The 13,549-nt window shown below is 34.1% G+C and carries 16 protein-coding genes; 5 read left to right on the forward strand and 11 right to left on the reverse strand.

Features of this window, described 5'->3' with window-relative positions; translation table 11 throughout:
• Positions 1–44: 44 nt before the first annotated feature.
• The 4 genes from IGJ00_RS13330 to IGJ00_RS13345 are packed head-to-tail and all read right to left on the reverse strand — an operon-like array spanning position 45 to position 3,838.
• Positions 45–1,106 (reverse strand): ABC transporter substrate-binding protein, encoded by a 1,062-nt coding sequence (locus IGJ00_RS13330; protein ID WP_142433510.1) that lies wholly within the window; start codon positions 1,104–1,106, stop codon positions 45–47.
• A gap of 22 nt (positions 1,107–1,128) precedes the next feature.
• A complete protein-coding gene (locus IGJ00_RS13335; protein ID WP_065096676.1) occupies positions 1,129–2,169 on the reverse strand; it encodes an ABC transporter ATP-binding protein in 1,041 nt (346 codons plus the stop codon).
• 60 nt (positions 2,170–2,229) lie between these two features.
• Entirely contained in the window at positions 2,230–3,009 is a 780-nt protein-coding gene (locus IGJ00_RS13340) for an ABC transporter permease (protein ID WP_010734275.1), read from the reverse strand.
• Positions 3,002–3,838 carry an ABC transporter permease gene (locus IGJ00_RS13345; protein WP_065096675.1) on the reverse strand — a complete coding sequence of 279 codons (837 nt, stop codon included), beginning with the start codon at positions 3,836–3,838 and terminating at the stop codon, positions 3,002–3,004. The genes IGJ00_RS13340 and IGJ00_RS13345 overlap by 8 nt, the downstream gene beginning before the upstream one ends.
• Positions 3,839–4,523: 685 nt before the next feature.
• On the opposite strand from IGJ00_RS13345, the gene IGJ00_RS13350 reads away from it, so the two are divergent.
• The 3 genes from IGJ00_RS13350 (at position 4,524) to IGJ00_RS13360 (ending at position 7,882) form a co-directional block, all read left to right on the forward strand.
• Positions 4,524–4,850 (forward strand): hypothetical protein, encoded by a 327-nt coding sequence (locus IGJ00_RS13350; RefSeq protein WP_375151989.1) that lies wholly within the window; start codon positions 4,524–4,526, stop codon positions 4,848–4,850.
• 210 nt (positions 4,851–5,060) lie between these two features.
• Complete coding sequence (locus tag IGJ00_RS13355) at positions 5,061–5,912, forward strand: hypothetical protein (RefSeq protein WP_115358274.1); 852 nt, start codon at positions 5,061–5,063, stop codon at positions 5,910–5,912.
• Positions 5,913–7,246: 1,334 nt separating this feature from the next.
• A complete protein-coding gene (locus tag IGJ00_RS13360; RefSeq protein WP_071866458.1) occupies positions 7,247–7,882 on the forward strand; it encodes an ATP-binding cassette domain-containing protein in 636 nt (211 codons plus the stop codon).
• Between the two features lie 84 nt (positions 7,883–7,966).
• On the opposite strand, the gene IGJ00_RS13365 is transcribed toward IGJ00_RS13360, so the two are convergent.
• Both IGJ00_RS13365 and nusG read right to left on the reverse strand, forming a co-directional pair.
• A complete protein-coding gene (locus IGJ00_RS13365; protein ID WP_375148331.1) occupies positions 7,967–8,815 on the reverse strand; it encodes an alpha/beta fold hydrolase in 849 nt (282 codons plus the stop codon).
• 125 nt (positions 8,816–8,940) lie between these two features.
• Complete coding sequence (gene nusG / locus IGJ00_RS13370) at positions 8,941–9,486, reverse strand: transcription termination/antitermination protein NusG (protein WP_010734272.1); 546 nt, start codon at positions 9,484–9,486, stop codon at positions 8,941–8,943.
• A 364-nt stretch (positions 9,487–9,850) separates the two neighbouring features.
• On the opposite strand from nusG, the gene IGJ00_RS13375 reads away from it, so the two are divergent.
• The gene (locus IGJ00_RS13375) at positions 9,851–10,012 is read left to right on the forward strand and encodes a hypothetical protein (RefSeq protein WP_177187654.1); all 162 of its coding nucleotides are present in this window, start codon (positions 9,851–9,853) and stop codon (positions 10,010–10,012) included.
• A 126-nt stretch (positions 10,013–10,138) separates the two neighbouring features.
• Here the strand turns inward: IGJ00_RS13375 and IGJ00_RS13380 are convergent, their stop codons facing one another.
• The 4 genes from IGJ00_RS13380 to rpmG form a co-directional block, all read right to left on the reverse strand.
• A complete protein-coding gene (locus tag IGJ00_RS13380) occupies positions 10,139–10,840 on the reverse strand; it encodes a MutR family transcriptional regulator (protein ID WP_338134659.1) in 702 nt (233 codons plus the stop codon).
• A complete protein-coding gene (locus tag IGJ00_RS13385; protein WP_260653796.1) occupies positions 10,765–11,046 on the reverse strand; it encodes a helix-turn-helix domain-containing protein in 282 nt (93 codons plus the stop codon). Before IGJ00_RS13385 ends, IGJ00_RS13380 begins: the two co-directional genes overlap by 76 nt.
• A 175-nt stretch (positions 11,047–11,221) precedes the next feature.
• Positions 11,222–11,392 carry a preprotein translocase subunit SecE gene (secE, locus tag IGJ00_RS13390; RefSeq protein ID WP_065096667.1) on the reverse strand — a complete coding sequence of 57 codons (171 nt, stop codon included), beginning with the start codon at positions 11,390–11,392 and terminating at the stop codon, positions 11,222–11,224.
• 17 nt (positions 11,393–11,409) lie between these two features.
• Positions 11,410–11,562, reverse strand: a complete 153-nt coding sequence (rpmG, locus tag IGJ00_RS13395) for a 50S ribosomal protein L33 (RefSeq protein ID WP_005878997.1) — start codon at positions 11,560–11,562, stop codon at positions 11,410–11,412.
• 158 nt (positions 11,563–11,720) lie between these two features.
• Between rpmG and cbpA the strand changes: the two genes are divergently transcribed.
• Positions 11,721–12,365 (forward strand): cyclic di-AMP binding protein CbpA, encoded by a 645-nt coding sequence (gene cbpA / locus IGJ00_RS13400; protein ID WP_065096666.1) that lies wholly within the window; start codon positions 11,721–11,723, stop codon positions 12,363–12,365.
• Between the two features lie 122 nt (positions 12,366–12,487).
• Here cbpA and IGJ00_RS13405 read toward each other — a convergent pair whose 3' ends face one another.
• Positions 12,488–12,991 (reverse strand): QueT transporter family protein, encoded by a 504-nt coding sequence (locus IGJ00_RS13405; protein ID WP_065096665.1) that lies wholly within the window; start codon positions 12,989–12,991, stop codon positions 12,488–12,490.
• Positions 12,992–13,549: the final 558 nt, after the last annotated feature.

Genomic DNA, 13,549 nt, shown 5'->3' on the forward strand with positions numbered 1-13,549 from the left:
CCCAATGTTTATTTTTTCAATGATTTCCGTTGATAGGAAAATGTTTATTGGTTGATCAAACGATTCCAACGATCGATCCAGTCAGTCATTTGACTATTCACGAAATCAAAGTCAATATTTTTTGCGCGATCAGCAACTGCCCCATACGTCATATTACCAGCTTCTTCTTCACTCAACTCCACTTTATCATTCGTCGGTGCTTCATTTAATGAAAGTGCCTTTGTTTTTTGTGATTCTTCGCTAATTCTATAGTTGATGAATGAGTAAGCCAATTCTTTATTCGCTGCTTCTTTTGGAATATTGATCGTATTGTAGTTCGCATATGTGCCACTCTCAGGGACCACGTATTCGATCGTGTCAGAATCCCCTTTGACGATATCATAAGCAAAATCCATCACGATCGCTGCTTCGATTTCTCCTGCTTGGAACATGTTTGCTAAGTCAGAAGATCTTGCATAGGTCTTAACGATATTTGGTTTCAATTCTTCTAAGGCTTCAAATGCTGCCTCGCCATTGTCATCTTCAATCGCTACACCCGCATGATCACTTGCAATATACATCATCAAAGGACCGGCAGTCGTAGTAATTTCCGGGATCGAGATTTTTCCTTCTAATGCTGAATCCCAAAGATCTGACCAGCTAGTAATTTCTTTTCCAACTTTTTCTCTGTCGTAAACGATACCTACACTGTTTACAGCAATCGGAACACCCGCACCACTATCAAAGACTTCCTTCGCTCCTTCAGTTAAGTCCGCTAAATTCGGGATTTTTGATTCATCTAGTTTTTCAAATAATTCTTGAGAAGCGCCATCCGCTGAGTTCGCTTGCGCTAACTCAATCACGTCGATTCCTCTAGGATTACTGATTAATTTGTTGAAGCGGTCGCCACTGTTTCCTAGATCCATTGTGATCTTCGCATCGAATTCTTTTTCAAAAGGATCCATCACATCGCTTTTCACGATATCTTCGCTTAAACCAAATGTTGATACAACTAGATCTTTTGACTCTTTCGCTTCGGAAGAATTAGTTTCAGATCCTCCACCGCAAGCTGTCAATACAAACATACCTGCTAAAACTACTGAACTTACTAGAAAGCCTTTTTTCACTGATTTTTCCCCTTTTCTCTACTTATTTATCTTCCAAAAGAACGATTTTATCTTTTGGGAAATGCAGGTTGATTTGATCCCCTGCTTGGTAAATTTGTTTATCCGTACCGTTTACTAAGAACTTACCTAAAGCCGTTGTCACTTCATACTGGTAACTTTTCCCTAAAAATGTTCTGACTTTCACTTCACCTTTTACAAGATTATGTGTCGCATCAGAGGCAATCTCAATATCTTCGGGACGGATCGTCGCTACTAATCGCTCTGCTATCGGTTGCTCATAAGGTGTCTCAATGACATTCCCTGCAGCTTGATAGCGGATGCCTTCGATTTGTTCAACTGGAAAGAAATTTTCAAAACCGATAAAATGTGCAACAAAACGAGTTTTTGGATGTCGATAGATTGTTTCCGGTGTATCATATTGCTCGATAACGCCATTATTCATGACCGCGACTTTATCCGAGATCGAAAAGCATTCTTCTTGATCGTGGGTCACAAAAACTGTTGTAATACCAAGTTGTTGTTGGATACGTTTGATCTCGATCCGCATTTGGACACGTAGTTTCGCATCTAAATTACTTAATGGTTCGTCTAGCAATAGTAACTTAGGTTCAATAACCAATGCTCGAGCCAAAGCCACTCGTTGACGTTGCCCACCTGACAGTTGTTTCGGGTAACGATCACCCAACTGTTCCAAGCCACAGATTGCTAACATATCAGCTACTTTCTTGGCGATATCCGCTTTATTTTCTTTACGCAATTTCAAACCGAAAGCGACATTCTCAGCAATCGTTAGATGAGGAAACAACGCATAGCTCTGGAATACCATACCAAAATTACGTTTATGCACAGGAACTTTCACTAATTCTTGATCTTCCAGAACAAAAGAGCCCTCATTCGGCGAAATCAATCCAGCAATCACACGTAGCGTCGTTGTTTTACCGCAACCACTAGGGCCTAATAAAGAAACTAGCTCTCCTTTTTCCATTGAAATAGACAAATCTTCTAATATATTTTGTTTTCCGTCATAACTCACACGGATATTGTTCAAATTTACAAAACTCACGGTTCTCCCCCTCATAGTTTCCAGTCATTCTCAAGTACGTTCGATTTCTTCACTCAACAGTTAAGCGATTGAAGCCAATCCTAACGTTTTCTCAATAATAAACATCAAGAAAACGGTTAATACCATGATCATTACTGAAATCGCCGACACAGTCGGATCATACGTATATTCAATGTAGCTCAACAATGAAGTGGGCAACATCGTTACTCCTGGTCCAGATAAAAACATAGAAACTGGTACATTATTGAATGAGTTGACAAAAGCCAGCATAAACGCCGCAAATATCCCAGAAGAAACATTTGGTAAGACGACTTGCATAAAAGCACGGGTTTTGGTACAACCCAATGTCCAAGCAACTTCTTCGATCGAAAAATCTAATTGCTCCATGCTTGAACCTACGACGCGAATGATATACGGTAGGCTGATCAAAAAATGACCAATCAATAAAGCTTGGATCACCGGCAAGTTAAACTTGATCACAATGTATTGGAACAAGGAATAGCCGACAACGATACCCGGAATCATCGTTGGTGACAAAAAGAAATTTTTAAAAAGCTGTTTACTCTTCATGTGGTAACGAGAAAGTGCGTAAGAAGTCGGCACGCCTACTAATAAAGCTAACAGAGTAGCCCCTACGCCAATACTTAAACTCAATTTAAAGCTATTCATAAATGTTTCAGAACTTAGTGCTTTCTTGTACCATTCTAATGAGAATCCATCAATCGGAAATTGTATCGTCGATGATTGTCCAAAAGACGTTACAACAATAATCACTAATGGTAAAAACAAAAACGCAAAAACTAATACTGCGATGATCGTCATCCCTTTTTGCTTACGCATGATTCATTTCCCTCCGATCTAAACGTGCAGCAATCATATTCAATCCTTTATTCACGATCAGAGTCGTGACGATCATGATCAATGCAATGACACTTGCTGAAGTCCAATCACCTAAAGTCGATGCTTTTTGGTATAAGAAAGTCGCCATCATCATATTTTGGTTCCCACCTAAAAGTTGTGGTGTCGTATAAGCCGTCAACGTGCCTGTAAAGACTAAAATACTGCCAACGATCACTCCAGGTATACAAAGTGGCATGACGATTTTATAGAACGTTTTAAACGGACTCGCACCTAACGTTTCGGCAGCTTCCAGTGTTTCTTTCTCAATATTTTCCATCACGCCGACAAGTGTCATGACCATGGTAGGTAAGAACAAATAGACAGACCCAATAATAATTGCAAACTCCGTATATAGTAAGGCGATGGGTTGTTCGATCAGTCCTATACGAATCAAGAAATTATTGATCACTCCTGTCCTTCCTAAAATGTTGATCCAGGCAAAACTACGGATGACTGAATTGGTCAATAATGGAAACATCGTCATTGCCATCAATAAACTTTTCCACTTTTTACCCACACCTGCAATAAAATAAGCTGTTGGAATACCTAAAACGGCAGAAATCAATGTCACAATGACAGAAACGCGAATTGTTCGAAGAAAAATCTTCAAATTGAAATCATCTGTCAAAAAACTGGTGTAAGCACTTAGACTAGCACCTGTTTCAGTAAAAATAGTTGGCCATATAATATTGACCAATGGCAAAATCATAAAAAATAGTAATAAGATCGTTCCCGGCGCAATGATCAAATACGGAACATTCTTCCTCATTGTTCTCCCCCTCATTCGTGTTCTGTCTCATTATAAGAAAAAATACGAACATTTTCAAGAAAACTTTGTAATATATTCAGAAAAAAACATGAGTTATATGAAAAACATTGTAAAAAACCTGCGTTTATCCGTTTTATACAAAAAAATTGTATTTATTTTAGTTATCTATGTTTATTTTCCAAACGATTATTCGTAATTAATGCGAGTTAATTATCAAAAGTGTTGAGTAATACATCTCAGTTGAAAGAGAAAATCAGTTTTCTGGAAAACAAAAAAGAGCAATTACCGAACATTCATCCAAAAACGTTCGTTAATTACTCTTTTTATTAGACTCAACTCTTCCATAAAAACTGACTAACTTCTCGATCCACTTCTGTCCCGACCTCGCGAGGCATCTACATGTCGTTAATCATTTGAGGTATTCATTATTCCAGAACGTTAAATCCATTTATAAAACAACAATTAGATTTACCAATAGCGTTTCTCTAAAACTAATATATCAATAACAAATACATGTTAAAAAGATTAAAAAAAACAAAAAAACACAATGGAAAGGTTTGCATTTTTATATTGATATGATATATTTTTTTTGGATATATCCTAAAATTAACTGGAGGTCAAGCACATAATTCTATCAAAGAAAAACTAACTATTACTAGTCACAATGACAAGTATTTTAGGAATTTTGCTTTTAAATTTTACAAAACGAGTTGAAGCTGAATCTTTTGGAGGAACAACTGCATATACGTATACAGCAGTATCTGCAAATGTAACCAAAACTTCACCAAGTGCTACTACATACGTTAATTGGAATAGTTCCAACCAAAAAAGTCACAAACAATGGTTTGCTCTTTATCAGAATGGGTCAAGAAAAGGACAAGGATTATTTAATTATCTTACAAATTCTGCATTTCCTGGGAATGGTTCAGCAGGTTCAACTGTCCATTTAGCTTCACAAAGAGAAAACATCATTGACCCTACAACTTACATTTCAGGAACATGGACCCCTTAAAGATGATGGTCAAGAATCCGTGCCAAAATAACTTCGCTATTTTTTCTCTTAAGATCAAATAAATAGCGAGAAAGGAGATGCCTTCTTTAAATAAGGCGTAATCTCAAACATTCAAAGAGAAATTTTTGGAGATTACGTCCTATTTATAGAGGCTGAACACTTTTACACCGTCTTCTTGTCACATACCGATTGAAAAAAGGAGATGTATGTTTGAATAATTTTTGGAGATTAAATAAATACCACATTTCACTTAGTTTAGTCATATTTTTCATAATGGTATTCTCTATTTTAAATGAATATATTTCAAATGCCTTTCTTTATGTAACAAACTTAGGATTTAGACAAGAAATGAATCAAGGTCAAGCCTTTATTAATGTTTTTGATTTCTTTTGGAGAAGTTTAACAGAGTCTGTTTGGTCTTTTGATTATAGCTTGATTTTTGGAACGAATTTATTTCAAATGTTCATCCCTTTAGTAGCTTCTATTGGAACGGCAATATTTGCTCAAAAATGGCAAACCATTTATAAATTTGAAATTTATCATGTTTTAAATTTTAGAAATTTTGTTTATAAGAAAATATTATCAACGGCTACAAAAATAGCATTGGCAACATTTTTTGGTTTCTTTATCTATTACTTATTTTGCTTTATTGCATTACATGATTCTATCAACGATACTGTGACACGTCCAATGTTTGAAGATATTTTCGGATCCAATTTTTATGTCAATCATAGGTTTTTGCAGTCTTTTCTAGAAGGAGTTGTTCGTTTTTTCTGGATACCATTTATATATACTATCTTCGGTACTTCTATCTCATTGATCGTTTCAGAAGCGAAAATATATTTATTAGCCGCACCTTTATATTACTATAGCATGTCGGCTATCGGTACAGGGATGACAGCTTTTTCTGAAGATATTTCGTTGTATTTTAATCCTACAGTGATTATGGCGTCTGGTGATTATTATACATTTAACACATATCTTCTGTTACTTGCAAACTCTATCCCATTATTTATTGGTATAGTATTGATTTACGGAAGGAGTCAGAATGTTGAATTATAAGTTTTTGATTTATCCGACTATTTCTTCTTTAATAATAATTTTATTTGTCAGTTTTATGCCTAAAACCATTATCACTACAGGATGGATTTTTTCTAATTTCCTATCAATGTCAGTAATACTTACGATATCCTTTTTTTACTTATTTGAAAAACATAGTTTTATTCAAATGGAAGTAGTGAAATGCGAGAGTATTTTTCGTTTTTTCCGGTATAAATTGGCTATATTATTTAATCGTAATGTCATTTACACGGCGATACTCTCTATCACATTTACAACATTAAGTTACATTAAAATTGGCAATGCGGACTTCAAAATAATTTCAATCTATTCTCTTGCGTTGATCTTATTATTATCCTTATCAGGGTATCTCATGTTAGTAACGTCCTTTTCCTTCAAAAATATTTGGGCACCGTACATTACTATTATTATGATATATAGTTTTTATTTTTATGCGTTTGTAAATATAAATTTATCACCCTTCTTTAACCCTTTTATTTCGTACATAACAAGTTTCAGCGAATTTCAAGGATACGGAACTGAACCTACCTATTTTAGTCATTTTGGAATATTTGGTTTTCTATTCTCAAATTTACTTTTTTGGGGACTTGGACATCTTGTTTTTCATATCAAAGCTCGGAAGATCGATCTATGACAAAAAAAATAGTATGTTACACAATTGTTTATTCATTAGAAGTGATCTATGTTATCTATATTTTTTCTAGCAATATCACTTTACAGGAAGTATTCAGCATTATTACTTTTAATTCGTCTGTCTATCAGAAGTTCTTGATCGAATTAGTAAATCCTAAACTCATTGTTTTTTATCTTTTAGTGAATATATTTACCTTACTGTTCACTATAGATAATTTGACATCTTCAGCTTCGATGTATTCCATGATTTTATATAGAGATAAAAAATCAGGATTTTTTTTACTAAGGATAAAACACATTTTTTCTGTACTTTTATTAAATAGCGCAATTCAATTTATAAGCTTTTTTAGTACTTTATTTTTTTGGGGATATATATATGGCCTAGCTTCAGACGTCAATATTATAACTTTTACTATCCTATTTTTTAAATATTTCACCATACTATTTATATTCCTAATTTACTATGATTACTTTAAGCTAAAATCAAATAATATAGTTATTCTTCCAGTATCAACTTTTTTATTATTATCAGTTTTGATAGTAGATCTACTTTTAAATTTTGGATTGATTCGTATCTCAGATAGTACAATAGAAAATTTATTGTACTTGCTTTGTGATTTAACGATACTAGGTATTTCTATGACGATTTTGAATCTTAGATTTAAGAAAAGAGATGAATTTTATTGATTGAATTAATTAATCTGGGAAAACAATATAAGCAAAAAATTTTATTTCAAGATGTGAATGTTATCTTCAATGAAGGAAAAAAATCTTTTATTAAAGGAATAAATGGTTCAGGAAAAAGTGTACTTATGAAGCTCATTGTAGGATACTCTACCCCAACAAACGGGATGGTCAAAGTTGCTGGAAAAATAATAGGCCTAGATCAAGATTTTATACCTGATGCTGGAGTTTTCATTAACGCACCTGATTTTATTAAAAGTTGGACTGGTGCAGAAAATTTGTTGTATTTAGCAAATATCCGCAAAATAGCTAATGAAAAAAAAATTCGTTTTTTAGCAAGTCAATTGAATCTAGAAAAAGATCTGAATAAAAAGTATAAACATTATTCACTTGGTATGAAACAAAAATTAAGAATCATTCAAGCGCTTATGGATGAACCTACCTATTTAATTCTAGACGAACCTTTTGATGCTCTTGATAAAAACAGTCGAGAAAATGTTTTGAATTTGTTAGACAATTACCTTAGTGAAAATGCTCAAAGAATTCTAATTTTTTCTAGTCATAACGATAGGATGGAAGACTTTGCAGATCATATCTACGAACTTGAAAATCAAACGCTACTTCAAATAAAATGAAGAAATAAATTTATATAGCATACTCCCTATTGGATTTAAAAAAATCTGATATTATTAGTGGATCATCTGAATGCAGCTTTTTCTTCAATCAATATCCCAAAGAAATCGACTAACTTCTCGATCCACTTCTTCATTTTCATGAAGCATACTATGTGAAGCACCTTCACCTTCTTCGACCTTTTCCATTACAGGGTTACCATGTTGTTTCAATAAGGCATAAACTGCTAATGCACTATTCAGTGGAACAGTTCCATCACTTAGCTCTACTTCACTCAACTGCCCTGCAACTAATAAAAATTGTGTGTCGGTAGGGAGATTCCCTATCATTGTTTGATAATCTTGATACCTTGAAGACACTACTGCCGCTCCATTTTCGAGTAAATCAGCTAAATTCTGACCGCTATCATCCACAAAATCATTGAAAGGTGCGCCTAACGCTACAAACTTTTCAACTTGCGGTAAAGTTGTTTCTTGGCCATACGTGACTAGATAACGGAGGCCGCTGACTCCACCCATTGAATGTCCGACAATGTTCACTTTGTTGATTTGGTCAGTTGTCTGCAAATAAACCAGACATGCACGAATCCATTCTGCTTGATTCCACTCATTATTTTCATTGTCTTCGAAAAGCACTTGGATCATTGGATTGGTTGCTTCTTTTGATAACTCCCCTTGCGCTTGAACGTTTCCATTGGTATCTACAGTCAATGTCAATTCTTGTTGCCCTTTGCTTTCTCCTTCTAACCGTTCGATCATTCCTTTGAATGAATTTACTGTTCCTTTATATCCGTAAACAAATAAGGTAGGCACACTCCCCTTTTCTACGGATTCTACTTGGCTTGTCATCGTTGTTTCAGTGGAAGCAGTCTCTTTTTGGCTCTTGTTTTCTTGCGTTTGACAACCAGAGAGGATTAGCAGTACCAGCAACACCATGCGACTTAGCACCCGATTAAAAGTTACTTTATTTTGTTTTATCACCTTTCTCACTCCTTTCATTCAAGACAAAAAAGAGCTGAGATGACTAAGCATCCCAACTCCTCCATTATTCTGATCACTGTTTAGTCGATCTTGTCTACTTGATCAAAATCAAGCTCTGTACTTGTTTCACGACCGAACATGTCAATGTTTACTTTTAGTTTTTCTTTTTCTTCATCGACTTCTGTCACTTGACCTTCTAATCCAGCAAAAGCTCCTTCGATGATCTTAACAACTTCGCCAACTTCTACTTTCAGTTCGTTTTGACGTAAACTCATACCGATTGAACGTAAGATATGATTTACTTCTTCCGGTAATAAAGGTGCAGGCTTACTTCCTGCTCCGTGAGAACCAACAAAACCAGTAACGCCCGGTGTATTACGGACAACATACCATGAAGCATCTGACATGATCATTTCTACTAAGACATATCCAGGGAATGTTTTATGAACGATTTCTTTTTCTTTCCCATTTTTCACTTCAGTTTCTGTTTCTTCAGGAACAACGACACGGAAAATAAAATCAGCCATTTTCATACTTTGCGCACGTGACTCGATATTTGCTTTTACTTTGTTTTCGTATCCAGAGTATGTATGTAATACATACCAATTTTTTTCAAAAGATTCCATTGAAGGCTCCTCATTTCATTTGTAAAATAAAAAAACCTCAGTTCCCCGAAGCTTTTCCTCTCTTTGATTATAGCACCGTTTGATGGTTTTTACTAGTGACTTATTTTTTGTTCCCTAGTAATTTAAAAAGCGTTATTTATTCTTATTTTGATACAGAAATTGTATTATCTACTGTTTTTTTTTTTTGAAAATAATTTCTTAAAAAGCTTATTTTATAAAGATGAATCAAAAATTTTTTGTTATTAGACAAAAAGGCATAGGAAAATACATACCCAAGTCAATATTATTTATTCCTACAACGTACAATTATAGTCGTAAGGAATCTTATTGAGCTTTATAGAAATTTACGAGAGGAGGTATCCCGATGGAAACAATAAGACAACTCATTGCATCGATTTTTGGTTGGTTAGATTCTTTCGCATTGATTCTTTGCTGTATCACTGTTTTCTTTTTAAGTTTAAAAGTCTCGTCTTTGGAAAAAGAAGTAAAAATACTAAAGAATACTTTTAAAAACCATTCAAAATAAGAGTCATGTTGTATGATTCAAATCAGTACATATCTACATTTCCAGATAGTCCGATCCGTTCAAACACTTTCTAGATAAACCAAAAAAAACCGAAAAGATAGCAAACTTTTCGGTTTATGTTTACTTCTAAAAATTTTTATCTAATATATTAAAAATATGTTCGATCTCGTATTGTGTTTCAAATCTATGTAAATCAGCTAAAAGTTCATTCTTCAACTTGCTCGCTCCAATCAATTCTAATCCCATAATATAATCCTTTATTTTTTTACTGACAGCCTCTCCTTCGATGTGCGCAAGTAAAAGTTGATAAAACCGATGATATATTTCAGTTTCTCGCTGAAAAATAATTCTACGTCGAGTCTCAAATAGTTTTTCCAAATAATACTTAGCTAATTTTAGCTCTTCTCTTTCAATCATCAGTAAAAACACATTATTATAAATACCTGATAATATGGAATGGAAGATCTCAAATTCTCCATTTTTCATCACATTTTTTTCTACTTCTTTTAATCGCTGTTTGATGTAACTTGTTTCAAATAAATAGAGGAGAGTAGCAAAGGTCGTCATTTCAAATCTTCCCCACTCATCGATTTTCTCTAAATAATCAGATAATCTTTTCAGATAGTTAGTATCTTTTTTATTTAATTTTTTTACACCATCGATTTCCTCATACCACTTATAAGTTTTGACAGCAAGATAATTTCTTATGACGACTAAATCATCTGAGTATTCTACTTCTTGGGCTAGTTTTTTTAATTGATAATTGATTGCACCACTATTTTTTCTAGATTCCGGAACATTTTCTTCAAACTCAAATTTTTTTGAGATACTTTATCTCCATCAAGATAAAACATGAATTCATCGATCGTCATATTCAATCGTTCTAATAATTCTAAAAAGACTAATAATGGTAAATGATTTTTCCCATTCTCATATTTAGCTAACGTTTCCCGCGAAACAATTCCATGGGCTAATTTTTTTTGAGAGAGGCCTCTATCCACACGCATTTTTTTTAATAATTCATGAACTTCCATCGTTCCCTCCTTACTTATCAATTAATGGATTAGTTGTTTGTTAAATTATTCACAATAAATTCTTTCTATTGCCACACCTTTTATTTTAATAACTAAGTGACATATAAAAAAATAGAGCTTCCAATTGATTGATAATCATGGATAGCTCGCCTTTTATTTAGATAAACTTATTGAATTATTTCAAGATCCATGCAAACAGACTTTGAATCGCTGTATCCATCACGAAAAACATTAGTCCGAAGATGATCGATGTTTCGATAACGACTAGTGTATCTTTACGTAATTGTTTTTTACTTGACCAAGTCACTTGTTTCATTTCATCTTTTACACTTTTAAGAAATTTCATCGTACGCCTCCTCCTTGTTATTTTGTCTCTTTATGTAATGTGTATTGATTACAATATTTACAAAATTTGTTGATTTCCAAACGCTCGCCGCTTTTTCCTTCACTAATCGACTTAGTATAGTTTCGAGAACCACAAACGGAACATGCTAATGCCGCTTTTTTCTTTGCCATCCGTTTCCCCTCCTCACTGAAAACCAAATTTATACCATACTACATTATCATGTAAATTATTTTATGTCAATTAGTGATCATACGCTCTACTGTTTTTATTTTAGTTATGATATGATTACTTAAAGGATTTTAAAAATGAACAATCTGGAGGTATGACTATGCTATTAAAAACTCTTGTTTACAAGAAAAAAGATTTGACTACCGTCTCTGAGACAAGCAACTTGGAAGAAGCACTAGAAATTTTAGAAACATCCGGTTACCGTTGTGTACCGATTCTTGATACTTCCGGGAATATTTTCCGTGGGAATATTTATAAAATGCACATCTATCGTCACAAAGCAAATGGCGGCGATATGACTTTACCAGTCACTCATCTATTGAAAAACGCAACAAAATTCATTTATTTAGATACTTCTTTCTTTAAAGTATTCTTTACGATCAAAGAGCTTCCATACATTGCTGTACTTGATAGCCAAAACCATTTCTATGGGATTTTGACACACAGTACCTTACTTGGTATGTTGTCTCAGTCTTGGAGCGTAGAACAAGGAAGCTACGTCTTGACGATTGCTTCGACAGGTAAACAAGGTGACTTAGCGGCGATTTCAAAGATCATCGCAAAATATAGTAGCATTGCTAGTTGTATCACTTTGGACATTGAAAAAGATGAATACATCCGTCGTACCTTGATCACTCTACCAGCCCATACAGAAAAAAGTGTCTGTGATTCAATCGTTAATCACTTAGAAAAGAAAAATTACAAAGTGATCGAAATTGAAAATTTACAAGATGCTAATAAATAAAAACCTGTTTAGTGGTTGATATTTACTAATCATTTAGAAAAAATCATATTTAAAAAAGCCAGGAATCCCAAAATCATTTAAGACTTTTGGAATTCCTGGCTTTTTTACTCGATTAAAAACAATCATACACGATCGTTGAATTTCACTGCTTGGTCTAGATAATACATCAATGGCGCAGAAACAGCCATCACGATAAATTCACTTAACGCAAGTGTACCATAGGTTGTCCAAAAAGCTTGTCCGCCAGTTGGTACTAACATATAAGCAATCATAAACATACTAATTGTAAAGAACGCTGTATTTAATGCTAAGCGCACCTTGACATTTTTCACTTTATTTTGGATAAGTGCAGTTAGTCCTAATGCAAGTAGTGTTTGACCACCACCAAAGATCACATCCATGACACCAAAACCATAAATGGCATTATAAACGATCACGCCACCTAAGACACCCCATAATAATTTTCGATTGAATACAACTAAATGATTCAAACTTTCTGAAATACGAAATTGGATTGGTCCTGAAGATACAGGTGCTACCAAAATCGTTAACGCTAGATACAAGGCCATGATCAGCCCATTGACAACAACTACCATCAGTCGTTGCCTACTCTTTGTTCTCTCCATATTCTATTCCTCATTTCTCCTAGTTTTGTTAATGCGGGATGGTCGACGAACCGCAAGGCGTATTATAACATAACAATTCTAGATTACAACCTTCCCTCCACCCCAGCATTTCAGCATTTTTACCTTCACCTGAAAAGATTGTTATAAAAAATAAAAGAAGTAAAAATAAGCAAGACACCTCGATTAGTTATCGCAAGACCTTATTGAACAGCATCGTTGAGAGATTGAGGCTTGATAGATAAAGGAATCGCACTCTTCTTATCAAAAAAATGAGTGTCAATGTTGACTAATACTTCCCAGACAATTCTTTGTTTCTATCTTTTACCTACGTTTTTTCGTTTGTTCTTTATTGTATTTTCTAACTTAACTTCTTTTTCATTTCCCCAAACCTCTGCTATAATAACCAAGATTGTAATTCTTTTGACAATAATGATAAGATGCTTTGTTGACCCTTCACTGGTTGATTCTATTAAACAATCACGGCTTACTTATGGTGAGACGATTTAGTGAAGCATCGTTAATCTATTTACATGACTAAAACCACAAGTATTCACAGCT

Origin of the sequence: Enterococcus sp. AZ062, assembly GCF_051715065.1 — a bacterium.
In the GTDB taxonomy this organism is placed as follows: Bacteria; Bacillota; Bacilli; order Lactobacillales; family Enterococcaceae; genus Enterococcus_B; species Enterococcus_B mundtii.

What these genes read in the sequence shown, in the direction of transcription:
- IGJ00_RS13365 (WP_375148331.1), bottom strand. Translation starts at nt 8,815, where the DNA reads ATGGTGTTGCTGGTACTGCTAATCCTCTCTGGTTGTCAAACGCAAGAA.
- secE (WP_065096667.1), bottom strand. Translation starts at nt 11,392, where the DNA reads ATGAAATTTCTTAAAAGTGTAAAAGATGAAATGAAACAAGTGACTTGG.
- IGJ00_RS13345 (WP_065096675.1), bottom strand. Translation starts at nt 3,838, where the DNA reads ATGAGGAAGAATGTTCCGTATTTGATCATTGCGCCGGGAACGATCTTA.
- IGJ00_RS13340 (WP_010734275.1), bottom strand. Translation starts at nt 3,009, where the DNA reads ATGCGTAAGCAAAAAGGGATGACGATCATCGCAGTATTAGTTTTTGCG.
- rpmG (WP_005878997.1), bottom strand. Translation starts at nt 11,562, where the DNA reads ATGGCAAAGAAAAAAGCGGCATTAGCATGTTCCGTTTGTGGTTCTCGA.
- cbpA (WP_065096666.1), top strand. Translation starts at nt 11,721, where the DNA reads ATGCTATTAAAAACTCTTGTTTACAAGAAAAAAGATTTGACTACCGTC.
- IGJ00_RS13385 (WP_260653796.1), bottom strand. Translation starts at nt 11,046, where the DNA reads ATGGAAGTTCATGAATTATTAAAAAAAATGCGTGTGGATAGAGGCCTC.
- IGJ00_RS13375 (WP_177187654.1), top strand. Translation starts at nt 9,851, where the DNA reads ATGGAAACAATAAGACAACTCATTGCATCGATTTTTGGTTGGTTAGAT.
- IGJ00_RS13405 (WP_065096665.1), bottom strand. Translation starts at nt 12,991, where the DNA reads ATGGAGAGAACAAAGAGTAGGCAACGACTGATGGTAGTTGTTGTCAAT.
- nusG (WP_010734272.1), bottom strand. Translation starts at nt 9,486, where the DNA reads ATGGAATCTTTTGAAAAAAATTGGTATGTATTACATACATACTCTGGA.